Raw genomic sequence first — 11,761 nt, 5'->3', positions numbered from 1 at the left:
TAAATAACTAAATAACTAAATAACCTACACTAACGGTAATATTTTTATATCTAAAGCCTTTGGGCCTTTAGTCGTTTTCTCAACTAAGAAATCAACTTTCAATCCAATTGAAACACTTTCAATATCCATTTCAACATCGAAGTCATCGATTGAAAAATAAACGTCTTTCCCTTTAACTCTACGAATGAAGCCAAAGCCTTTAAAATCATTAAACACATTTATATAGCCAACATCTCTAGTCATCTAAGTTTCCCAAAAATCATTAATTGATGGCACTGAGGAATAATGTTTCTTTAACAAACAGCTTAGCCCTTTCGCTACGCTTTTGTTCGTTCGAGAAAGAATCCCAAGTTGATAGATAAGTGAATTAAAACGTCGCATTACACCAAATTTAGAGTGTAAATCAACCGGTACTTTTAGCGCTGCATTCGCACGTTTAACAATTTTGCCTTCTTGATACTGATCATATAGAGGCAGTATCACAGCAAGTCTTTTTCTATAATCACTAGCCTGAGAATGCTTCAATCGTTTCAATTTAGCTACCAAGCCAGATGTTTTATTCCAAAGAGCATGATATTCATCGCTCGTTCTATCATTGACAGCCTTTAACTCACAGTTAAACACCAACTGTCTGATATGACGACGATCCTTTTTCCGTACTTTAGGCTCACTATCACGGACACACAGCCCTGTCACCTCAAAATCTTTATGCATTTCAGAACGATCTGATACTTTGGTTTTGGGCGATTTGAGAGATAAACTCCGTTTTCTCAACATTCCCGCGACTTCTTTTATGATCTTTTCTGATAATTTCTGGTCAATCTTTTTCACAGAAGATATTGTTATATCATCAAGCAACCTAGTATACCTAAGTTGCCTACCTCTTAATGAACTGACTAAACGATATTCATCATTAAAAAAAACCAAATTAGCTAGATAACTTGAAGTACAGCCGCCTTGAGGCACACATCCTCGATACGTAGTTAGAGTAGTTAAAATATCCACTACTTCATCACTAAATTTGAAGAAATATTTAAATATATCTCTAACAACTTCAGACTTTATATTTGGGTAAAAATTTTTTACATCCAAATTTATAAGTGTTTGACTACGACCATGCTTGGTAGCATTTTCAATATAATCGCGCTTAACTTTGTCTGTTGCTCTTATCCCGCCTTGTAAGTACTCGGGGAATTTAACATGTAAGAAAATTCTAGAGTTTATTCTCTTTTGGATTTTTTTTAGCTCATGCTTAGCTTCCACAACCGTTCTAACTTTTTTTGTTATTGGATGTGCTGGCAACTCATAAGATGAGTAAGATGTATTAACCTTAGATGCGATGCTAATAAGCTTTCTTTTATGCACACCTAAAGTGTTGGCTAAAACATCAATAGAACCAATAGGCTGACAAGGGTAATGGGGCTTATCCATAAGATAAAAAACACCAACAATAGGGAAAGGAGTTAAAAAAGAGAAGTCAGCTGTTAAATCAGATTAGACACTGTATCCAAAAGTATTGGTACTGTACTTAAGATATTAACAGCCAAGAAGACGTAGTCTAAAACTAGTCCTACCTTACTTCTTGGGCTCTGGTCATTTTGCAATTCAGAAGATTCATAGTTGGCTTCAACATTGAGTTCTGTGTTTTCTTTTTGATTTGTGTAACGGATGTGTAAATTAAATTTAAACATTTTTTTTGCTCCTATTAGTTGTTGGCGTAATCGCCTGCCAGACCAATAAAAACGTTTACAGAAATCTTAGTAATGACCGTTGAGCCGACTTCTCTAATCAGTGCCAGACAACCGTCGCTCAAATTCGGATTTTTTTTGCATCGAATACGTTCGGGCGCAAAAACCGGAAGAAGGTGCACGGATGCAGGTCATGAACCAATAACATCAAAAAATATTATTAGTTCGCTCAAGATAGAGCGTCGTTTTTCTGTTTGTTACACAAAGAAAACAATAAGCAAATGGGCGAATATCACCCACAGGAATATGATACTCACTATCATCATGATTGTAAATGTGTTTTTCAGAGAGCGATATTCATAGTATCAGGATTGAACCTCTATCTTGCACTAACAATAGCTCAAACCTTGGGGGCCAGCTTATTCCAGTGCCTTTTCACCGTGGCTATACCTAACCCAAGTTCATTAGCCGTTTTTAACTGAGACAACCCCTCTGATTTTTTGGATTGCACGGCAATTGTGGTTTTATGGGCTTTCGGCCTACCAAGTTTCGTCCCCTGATGCTTAGCACGTTCAAGCCCCTCTCTCGTACGCTCTCGAATTCGATTGCGCTCAAACTCTGCAAAAGCAGAAAACATTTGAAGCATCAACTTTCCTTCCGCACTTGATAAATCAGCAACAGGTAAGTCCAAACAGACAACTTTCATTCCTTTGCTTGTAAGCAAGTTGATTGTGTTTTGCACATCAATATTATCTCGCCCTAAACGGTCTAACTTCAATACCACCAGCATATCGCCACTTTCCATCTGGTGATTGATTAACATCTTAAATTTCTCTCGCTTCATTGCTTCAGTCGAACCAGATACAGTTTCACTAATGACACGAGAATCACTCACGTCATATCCTTTTTGGCGAATAGCAATAATCTGGTTTTCAGTCGTTTGTTCCGTTGTAGAAACTCGGCAATATGAAAAAATACGCATCGGTCACTTACTCTATAAATGGTATCAACTATATTGGTATCATATAGTTTCAGTATCACAAATGAAACACCCTACTTTAATGATACCTGTTCTGTTAAAAAAAACTGGTATCAACATACGAATGTTTTTTGATACCAGCTTAATTAGGTTTATTTGACAGTGTAGTGGCATAGTGAATTTGGTCACTTAGTTAGAGGTGATATCATCACCTCATAAGTTAAAAGGTGACATTATGACTAAACGTACAAGACGACTATTTAGTGCCGATTTTAAGTTAGAAGCAGCGCAGTTAGTTCTAGATCAAAACTACTCAGTGACTGAAGCAGCCCAAGCCATGAATGTGGGCAAATCCACGATGGATAAATGGGTTCGCCAGCTCAGAGAAGAGCGCCAAGGGAAAGCACCGAAAGCTGCGCCTATGACCCCTGAACAAATAGAAATTCGGGAATTAAAAAAGAAGCTGGCTCGCCTTGAAGAGCATAATGAAATACTAAAAAAAGCCACGGCTCTGTTGATGTCGGACTCACTGAACAATTCTTGATAATCAAGAAACTCAAGCAGAGCTACAGCATAAAAACATTATGTGAAGTCTTCAATGTTCATCGAAGCAGTTATAACTATTGGCATCAACGCCCAACGGCAATCAATGCTGAAGTTGTAAAACTTCGCAGCTTGGTGAACGAGGCGCACACTGCAAGCAATGGCTCAGCGGGAGCGAGAACCATTGCAGATATCGTCACAAACCAGGGCGTAAAGCTGAGCCGATATCGAGCAACAAGGTTTATGAAAACTCTTGGTTTAGTGAGTAGCCAAGAGCCAAAGCATCGTTACAGAAAGGCTTCACAAGAACACATTGAAATTCCAAATCACTTAGGTCGCCAGTTTGCGGTTACCGCGCCAAATGAAGTCTGGGCTGGTGATGTTACGTATATTTGGACAGGTAATCGGTGGATGTATTTAGCGGTTGTTATCGACCTTTTTGCCCGCAGGTCGATGTCGTTATCACCTGATTCTAGGCTAACAGGCAAAGCTCTTTCGATGGCTTATGAGTCTCGTGGTAAGCCTAAAGGTGTCATGTTCCACAGCGATCAAGGTAGTCACTATACCAGTCGTAAATACCGCCAATTACTGTGGCGTTTTCAAATAAAGCAGAGTTTATCTCGCCGAGGAAATTGCTGGGATAATGCGCCGACGGAGCGCTTCTTTAGAAGTCTGAAAACGGAATGGGTGCCAACGGTGGGCTATCGTAGCTTTGCTGAGGCTCAGCAAGAGATCACTCGCTACATCATTGGATATTACTGCCAACTCAGGCCACATCAGTATAACGGTGGTCTAACTCCTAATGAGTCTGAACGATTATATTGGGAAAACTCTAAAACCGTGGCCAATTTTAGTTGACCACTACACTGCGACTCAATCCCTTTTAACTTGTAGTAGAAGCCATTTTTCTTGAGAATAACTGAATCAACTGGGGAACACTCCCAAGCAACCTCCCCTACTGACTTCATGTAAAGCGCATTGAGATCCATGAATTCTCTGCCAAACAAGGATAGGTCAAAAATACCCTCAGTGATCATTACTCCATCTTCAAAAAATACCCTACTACCAAATCTAGAAACAAAACTATTACTTTCATTCACACTGTAGGGTAACTCTGACTCAGCAAGTTCATACCCAGGAGATGCTTCTATTACGCTGTTAAACTTGACAGACAGGATCAAATGTCGGTCTAGTGCAAAAGAATAAATGTCCGACACTGATACATCTTCCTCAAAGGCACTACTGAGATATCTCCCGGCTTCCTCCAGTGTAAAAAATCTCTTTAGCTTAAGTAATTTACTCATCTATTTCTCTTTTATCCGTCTACAGGGGAATTCTGAAGTCATCACTCAACTTGCCCCAGTGTTTCTTTAGCGCGTCTTTTTGCCCTTCCTCCATAGGAAGCTCTTGCAGTAAATCAGGCCAGTTTTTTCGGGCTAGGTTCATCACATCAATCAGGTGCGGCTTAATTGCAACCCACGGAGAACCGGCTTTCTCAGCCCACACTTCAAAGTGTTTCATGGTGATTTCAAACCACTGCTTGGTTCCTACCATGTTCAGCGCAAGGCTGTCATTTTCTATATATGGAGAGGTGAATACCACGTCATAAAGAGGTGATAAGCGCGGGGAGTAAGCATCACTATAAATCAACGTCCAGTTTTTCAGGTGTGCATCGCCGTTTCCTAGCAAGATGTTAATCAATAACCTTCTTGCCATCTGCTGAATGTCTTTCAATCGTTCAGAACTAGATTGATAGAGCACGTTGCCTAGTTGTTCATAGTTAACCCGTTGATATTTATCCGAAGGGTAAAGACCAAATACTTGAGCAAAATCTTCAGTATGGATACGCCCTTCGTCACTACGATCGAATCGCTTAATGCCATAAGCATATTGCTCATCTGGTAATTTAATACTAGGTAACCCCTCAAGCTCTTCCAGTTCAATTAGCCGTATTTCAGGTATCTCTGCCCCCGCCGCCTCAGCCAGCTTCATACAGGTATATTCATTGACAGGTACACCTTTGTGTACGGTGGATGGGGTTTTAATAATCCACATATCCTCAGAAATTTCCTGGTCGATATGGTATCGGCCATCTAGATGTGACGAGGAAAACTTCATCTGTACGCCTGCCAATGAAAATTTGGTATCAGCATGTCTAACATTGATTTGTTGAGGTTCTGTTGATAATCGCTGCTCCAGCGCCCAATCGGGCACATCACCCGCTTTTATCGGCTTAGCGATTAGTGCTCCTGGTAAGTTAGCGCCTAAGTAGGCAAGAATCGAGAACTCATTGTTTACGTGGCATTGGAGCGCTTTGGCTGTCAACTCTCTCAATGCTCCCTCTGGCAACAGGTTGGACAATACAGGTGGGATTTTATCGGTCCGAATCTGGGGCTTATCTAAATAGCTAGGGTCACGCAGTTGCCTCAATGTAAAAACAGGCCGCTTCTCAACTGGCATCGCAATAAATTCGGGATTAAAGGTTAGTATGTTTTTTCCACCAGCATAATGCGCAATGACGGCGACACCGATACCGTGTAGTTGGATGTTTAAACCTGCAACTTTCTCGATCTGCTTACTCATGCGTTATCCTCTGAGTTGAACCAAAACCCAAGGTCATCAGAGTCATCTTCTAGCTCACCTTTAATTTTGCCAAGTTCACTTTGGCTACCTGGTACCCTCTCGACGAGGGAAGGGAGCGCTTTATCTCCCTTTGGAACAATAGAAAGCTCTAAATCCAACCCTTCCAGCACTCTGAGCAAGGTAGATAGTTTTACGTCACTACCCGCCTCAATACGTTGATACTGCTGCTGCTTCATGCCGATTCGCATGTACATATCTTTTTGCTCGATACCCAGCTTTTTACGTTGTTCGATAAGCAGCACTGCAATTTCATCAATATTCTTCATTACTCACCCCAAACAACCCTACCGTTGTACCAGTTACCATGGACAACATATTAGTTGTAAACATTCCTTATAACAACTTTAAAGTTGTATTGCACATTATGAACAACTAAGGAGTTGTTCCATTGAGATGGATGAGAGAATTAAATTCTGAGGAAATACACCCTATTTGGGTGAAAAATGGGGGTAACCGTAACGAATAGGTACACAGAAAGGTACACCAATTAAAGTTAAACCAACACAACTTAAATAAAAACATGAAGTTAAAAATTAAGTTCAACTTACACCAAACGTTTGGAAAGGGCCAACTCGCAAGAGTTGGCCCTTTTTGTATTTAGCGCAATAACATTTTCAAAATTGAAGCTAAGTAAACCAGCAGCTCCCTTCCCACTCAACTGCCTATAAAACCATAATGAACCTAGTAAAAGGCAAGACTTGAGCCTGTTGTTATTCGTTGCCGTTCAGGAGTGTAGATCTAAATCAGATACCTTGGGTTCGCTCGCAACCAATCCACTACCGCTTGGTTAAATTTAACCAACTTTGACGGTGTGATCCTGCGCTGCGCGTAAATCAAACTCAGCTTATGAGACTTGGCCGACCACTGTGGTAATACTTGCACCAACTCTCCCCGCTCAATCATTGCTTCCACATGCATAAACGGCACACAAGCCAGTCCCATACCTTGTTGTGCCAAAGACAGAATAGCCGTGTAGGTGTTGGCTCGAATATGCCCCGTCACTTGTTTAAAGACAATCTCGTCTCCTCGCACCAATTGCAGGTGGTTCCAACGCTCATTTTGACTATTCAGCACAAATGGCAGCTGTTCAATATTGTCTATGGTAACCGTCTCTAAAGTGGCGAAAAAATCCGGTGCGGCAACCAATACGTTACGCATATCACCCAACTCTTTTGCTACCACATCCTCTGGCAATGTATCAAAGGCACGAATCGCCACATCAAACTCACCCAGCTCGATACGCTTTTTCCCTGGGCCAAAATCACAGATCACCTCGACTTTCGGGTTTTGTTGGCAATATGCCGGGATCACGCTCTGGCACAATGAACGGCCAAACTCTAATGGTGCGGTGATTCTCAACTCACCACTGATCTCTTGCGCCATGTCTCGCACCCGCATTTCGGCTTCTGTTGCCAACAATTGGATCTGTTGTGCCCGCGTTAATAAGTCACGACCAGATTCGGTCAAGCTAATCGAACGAGTGGTGCGATGGAAGAGCTTACTATTTAGTGACATTTCTAAACGTTGAATATGCCGAGAAACCAGCCCTTTCGATACATCCAATACATCCGCCGCTTTAGTAAAGCTACCCTCTTGAGCCACCGTCAAAAAAGTTTGTAGATAGATTAAATTCATCATTAACACCATTTAGTAAACAGTGTGCTCATTTTGTGCGGTTTTTCTGTAACTCTCAACACCATAAGATACAAAACATAAACACAGAGGAGAAAAACAATGAAAATTTTAGTAATCGGCGCAGCAGGTACCATTGGTTCAGAAGTCACTCAAGCACTTCAAGAGCAGCACGAGGTGGTAATGGCTGGTAAATCAAGTGGTGACGTGCAAATTGATATTACTGATCCCAATTCAATTCATGCTGCACTAGATAAAATCGGTAAACTTGATGGCATCATTTGTGCTACTGGTGATGTGGTCTTTAATACCTTTGAAAATATTAGCCGTGAAGAGTGGGATGTCGGCATTAATAGTCGTTTAATGGGGCAGGTTAATTTAGCACAAATTGCCCTCAGCTACCTCAACGATAATGGCAGTATCACACTGACCAGCGGTATCGTTGCTGATTATCCGATTGCCTATGGTGTCAGCGCCGCGACGCTCAATGGCGCACTTGAGCACTTTGTGATGGCCGTATCACACGAACTACCACGTGGAATTCGCATCAATGCGGTTAGCCCAACGGTTGTGAGTGAATCACTGGCTACTTATGGGGACTACTTCCCCGGTTTTCATTCTATGGCGGCAAAAGATGTCGCGAAATCTTACCTACGTAGTACGTTAGGCATTGAAAATGGTCAAACCTTCAAAGCGTTTGCTGGTAACTAATTTCCTTTCCTAGACATAGCCGCTCTATTGAGCGGCTTTACGTCATTATCAAGTCTCAATACCCGTGGCTAAAAGCTCCCCGCCTCTCCTCTAACACAAACTTCCGTTCAAGCTGTTATTATCACGCTACACTATAAAAATGAACGAGTTGCATCACTACTCGTTCTTTCCCTCCCAGACTAATAACAACTTAGAGGATGCTATTTTGCTTGAGCATCATATTCGCAACTATATTGCCACGAAACTGGCTAACGTCGGCATCAACAGCGATCCTTACGGCATTGAATTAACCAGTGTGTTTGCATTGGTATCTTTTGCTGTTGCTGGCATGAGTTATCTCATCGTTCACCATCTGATTGTTCGATCGGTCAAAAATGTACTGCAAAAAACCAACAAACCACTGGCCGAGAGTTTAGCCAAATTCGACTTACTGGGAAAAATATCCCTGCTCGTGCCATTGATGATCTTAGATGTGTTATTGCCTATTGCAGTCGGGCATTACACCTTGCTCGCTAACGTACTGGATCGGCTCTTAAGCATATCGCTGCTGTTTATGATTGTGTGGCTCATCTTTGCCCTTTTGGATGCCCTTAACGACATTGCGACCTTTAAAGGCATTACACGCAAAATGCCGATCAAAAGCTTTGTACAGTTAATTAAGCTGTTTACCTTCTTTGTCGGTTTAGTGATTGTGATTTCTATACTCGCCAATGAGTCGCCGGTTATTTTCTTATCGGGTCTTGGGGTGGCTACGGGTTTTGTCATGCTGGTGTTTAAAGACACCATATTAGGCTTTGTGGCGGGTATTCAGCTTTCGGCTAACCGTATGATCAGCTTAAACGACTGGATTCAGATGAACGCTTACGGCGCCAATGGTACGGTTGAAGAGATCTCGCTCACCACGGTCAAAGTGAGAAACTTTGATAACACCGTCAGTATGCTGCCTGCTTATGCATTGGTGCAAAATGCGTTTATCAACTGGCAAGGCATGTCAGATTCTGGCGGTCGCCGTATTGAACGATCGGTTAATATCGACGTCACTTCCATTCGTTTCATGCAAGATGACGAGATAGAATCAATGAAGAAAATTCGGCTTCTGCGTCAGTATATTTACGAAACCATGCGCGATATTAATCAGTACAACGAAGAGCTTGGCGAGGATGCGGAAGGCATTGGCAACACACGCCAAATGACCAACTTAGGTTTGTTCCGCGCTTACCTCAACGCTTATCTGCGCGCCAATAAAGATATTCATCAGTATATGCTGATCATGGTGCGTCAGTTGCAACCGACCTCAGAAGGCATTCCTTTGCAGGTTTATGCCTTTAGCAACAATGTGGATTGGGCGGTTTACGAAGGTGTTCAAGCGGATCTTTTCGATCATATCTACTCCATCATGCCGATGTTTGGCTTACGCCCTTATCAAGCCCTTAGCAGTAATGATGCTTTTGCAATTGGCGTGGGTCACAAACAATAGCGCTTCGATGATTAGTGATGTGTTCACTAATCATCGAAACTTGTTTCGCCAACGGTCGATGTAAAGTATGGCTAGTTCAGTGTTTTGGCAAATTCGCCCACTTTCTTTGTCACTGGCAACCACTCTTTATCGTGGGCTTGTTGCGATACCGTGGTTAGCTTACCGTCGGCCACAATCACTTTGCCATCAACAATGGTGTGTGTGACGTTTTGTGGATAAGCAGAAAACGCGAGCGTCGCAAAGGGGTCGTAGTTTGGCTGGGTATTCGGCGCGTCAGTATCCACGATAACGATATCGGCTTTTTTACCCACTTCTAGTGAGCCAATTTCATCATCCATATCCAGTACACGCGCCCCACCAATCGTGGCGAGTTCCACCAGCTCATATGGGGTAAATTTAGCATTATCACCATGGTTGGTACGTGCTACCACTGCGGCGTAGCCCATCACATTGATGATATCCATTTGATTCGATGACATTGGCCCATCGGTACCTAAACCAACATCCAAGCCTTTATTGACCATATCCCACGATGGTGAATAGCCATTGTTGCCTTTGGTATTGGCTTTCGGGTTATGAGCAATACCCACGCCATGCTTCTTGAGCAACTCCATGTCTTGCTCGTCAAGATGGTTTACGTGTGCGGCCACTAGGTTATCCACCAAAAAGCCGATCGAATCCAAATACTCAATGACCGATTGGCCTGGCTGCATTTGCTCAGAGAACGCATCGGTTTTTGACTCTTCCCAAGTAAATTCCGCTAGGTGTGTGAGCAAAGGGACTTGTTTTTCTACCGCGAGATCTTTGGCTTTGATCAGCCATTCAGCTGAAACAGTGTAAGGCGCATGAGGGGCTACGGCTGGGGTGATTAATGGGTGATCTTTCCACTCATCAATAAATTTTTCTGCGTACTCAAGGCCACCATAAGGCTGTTTGGCATCAACCACTGGAAATCCAATCACCGTCTCACCTAGTACGCCGCGAATGCCAACTTCGGCGACCGATTTCGCCACTTCATCTTCGTGGTAATACATATCGGTGATCAGCGTAACACCAGACAATGCCAATTCCATCGCGGCATGACGAGAGGCGGTACGAATCAAATCACGTGAAAGCATCTCTTTTTCAAGCGGGAACATAAAGTTGATCAGACGATTCTCAACCCCATTTTCTCCTAAGCCACGAAACGCAACCATTGGGATGTGGTTGTGAGTGTTGATCATGCCCGGCATGACGATATCGCCACCGGCATCAATGGTACGTTTCGCCTGGTATTGGCTGGCAATCTTCATCTCACCTAAGGCAACAATCTTGTTGCCTTTCACCACAATCGCCCCATCATCGATGATACGTTGTTGACCATCCATGGGTAGGATTTGGGCATTGGTGATGATCAGGTCGACTTTTTCAGCAGCAAATACGGGCAGACTGGCACATGCACAAGCAATGCTGGTAGCTATAAGGGTTTTCGTTTTTATTTTCATGCCTTTACCTAAATAAACAGCTCAATGTTAAGCGATAAATATTGCTGCGATATTAGCCATACTATCGAGAAAACAGTAGATAATTCACACACAATTAAGCGATGAAGTTCACATAATAAAACAAAGAAAAAGAGACCAATCACCGCCACTCGTCACACCCCTATTTTTCGCCATTTTCTGCCCACCAAGCGACGATCGACAACATTCATTATTAAGTCACTCAATAATGTTTTGCGCTTGTCTACACTGATAGTTCGTTGGCCATTACGTCTGCAAGGAAAACGTCATGATTACCGTTGAAAGAAAGTACTGTTTATCTGATAGCCCCGATCTGCACGCCCGAGTCGAGGTTAATCCACTCGGCAAACTTGAAGTGGAAATAATTGAACTCAATCAGCGTCATAGTAGCGAATTTGATGACCTCTCATTTATATGCAGCGAGGGGGGAATTCGCGTGTGTGGAAAAGATAATGCCTTGTCATGGCATTTGAGCTTGGCGACAGGCGACGGTCTAGAACTTTCGAATCTAGTTGATAATGCCCATGAGGAATATGAAACCTTGATGCGTGATTTGATGTGAACAATATGGCGCGTTGTTAACCGC

12 protein-coding genes are annotated in these 11,761 nt (G+C 42.6%); 4 read left to right on the top strand and 8 right to left on the bottom strand.

What is annotated here, in order from left to right; translation table 11 throughout:
- Positions 1–24: 24 nt before the first annotated feature.
- The 4 genes from RH85_RS00435 to RH85_RS00420 all read right to left on the bottom strand — a co-directional run bounded on the left by RH85_RS00435 (position 25) and on the right by RH85_RS00420 (position 2,670).
- A complete protein-coding gene (locus tag RH85_RS00435; RefSeq protein ID WP_006710191.1) occupies positions 25–243 on the bottom strand; it encodes a retron Se72 family effector protein in 219 nt (72 codons plus the stop codon).
- Positions 244–1,431: a reverse transcriptase family protein gene (locus tag RH85_RS00430; protein WP_006710190.1), complete on the bottom strand. Its 1,188-nt coding sequence runs from the start codon at positions 1,429–1,431 to the stop codon at positions 244–246.
- Between the two features lie 53 nt (positions 1,432–1,484).
- Complete coding sequence (locus RH85_RS00425; RefSeq protein ID WP_006710189.1) at positions 1,485–1,691, bottom strand: hypothetical protein; 207 nt, start codon at positions 1,689–1,691, stop codon at positions 1,485–1,487.
- Positions 1,692–2,088: 397 nt separating this feature from the next.
- On the bottom strand, positions 2,089–2,670 hold the full coding sequence (locus tag RH85_RS00420) for a recombinase family protein (protein WP_006710188.1): 582 nt from the start codon (positions 2,668–2,670) through the stop codon (positions 2,089–2,091).
- Positions 2,671–2,902: 232 nt separating this feature from the next.
- On the opposite strand from RH85_RS00420, the gene RH85_RS00410 reads away from it, so the two are divergent.
- Positions 2,903–4,068 (top strand): IS3 family transposase gene (locus tag RH85_RS00410; protein ID WP_086027057.1). Its coding sequence is split into 2 segments (ribosomal slippage): positions 2,903–3,161 and positions 3,161–4,068, totalling 1,167 coding nucleotides; the frame shifts between segments, so codons are not numbered across the junction.
- A 465-nt stretch (positions 4,069–4,533) separates the two neighbouring features.
- On the opposite strand, the gene RH85_RS00400 is transcribed toward RH85_RS00410, so the two are convergent.
- The 3 genes from RH85_RS00400 to RH85_RS00390 all read right to left on the bottom strand — a co-directional run bounded on the left by RH85_RS00400 (position 4,534) and on the right by RH85_RS00390 (position 7,488).
- Entirely contained in the window at positions 4,534–5,793 is a 1,260-nt protein-coding gene (locus tag RH85_RS00400; RefSeq protein ID WP_006710185.1) for a type II toxin-antitoxin system HipA family toxin, read from the bottom strand.
- A complete protein-coding gene (locus tag RH85_RS00395; RefSeq protein ID WP_006710184.1) occupies positions 5,790–6,119 on the bottom strand; it encodes a helix-turn-helix domain-containing protein in 330 nt (109 codons plus the stop codon). Before RH85_RS00395 ends, RH85_RS00400 begins: the two co-directional genes overlap by 4 nt.
- 472 nt (positions 6,120–6,591) lie before the next feature.
- Positions 6,592–7,488: a LysR family transcriptional regulator gene (locus RH85_RS00390; RefSeq protein ID WP_039948291.1), complete on the bottom strand. Its 897-nt coding sequence runs from the start codon at positions 7,486–7,488 to the stop codon at positions 6,592–6,594.
- A gap of 99 nt (positions 7,489–7,587) precedes the next feature.
- Here RH85_RS00390 and RH85_RS00385 point away from each other — a divergent pair, with 99 nt between their 5' ends.
- Both RH85_RS00385 and RH85_RS00380 read left to right on the top strand, forming a co-directional pair.
- Positions 7,588–8,196 (top strand): short chain dehydrogenase, encoded by a 609-nt coding sequence (locus RH85_RS00385; RefSeq protein ID WP_006710182.1) that lies wholly within the window; start codon positions 7,588–7,590, stop codon positions 8,194–8,196.
- A gap of 205 nt (positions 8,197–8,401) precedes the next feature.
- Complete coding sequence (locus tag RH85_RS00380) at positions 8,402–9,673, top strand: mechanosensitive ion channel family protein (protein ID WP_006710181.1); 1,272 nt, start codon at positions 8,402–8,404, stop codon at positions 9,671–9,673.
- A 71-nt stretch (positions 9,674–9,744) separates the two neighbouring features.
- Here the strand turns inward: RH85_RS00380 and RH85_RS00375 are convergent, their stop codons facing one another.
- The gene (locus tag RH85_RS00375) at positions 9,745–11,157 is read right to left on the bottom strand and encodes an amidohydrolase family protein (protein ID WP_006710180.1); all 1,413 of its coding nucleotides are present in this window, start codon (positions 11,155–11,157) and stop codon (positions 9,745–9,747) included.
- Positions 11,158–11,443: 286 nt separating this feature from the next.
- Between RH85_RS00375 and RH85_RS00370 the strand changes: the two genes are divergently transcribed.
- Entirely contained in the window at positions 11,444–11,737 is a 294-nt protein-coding gene (locus tag RH85_RS00370; protein WP_006710179.1) for a hypothetical protein, read from the top strand.
- The last annotated feature ends 24 nt before the right edge of the window (positions 11,738–11,761 follow it).

The organism is Vibrio ichthyoenteri ATCC 700023, from assembly GCF_000222605.1.
Classification (GTDB): domain Bacteria; phylum Pseudomonadota; class Gammaproteobacteria; order Enterobacterales; family Vibrionaceae; genus Vibrio; species Vibrio ichthyoenteri.
This window is presented reverse-complemented; position numbering and strand designations above follow the sequence as displayed.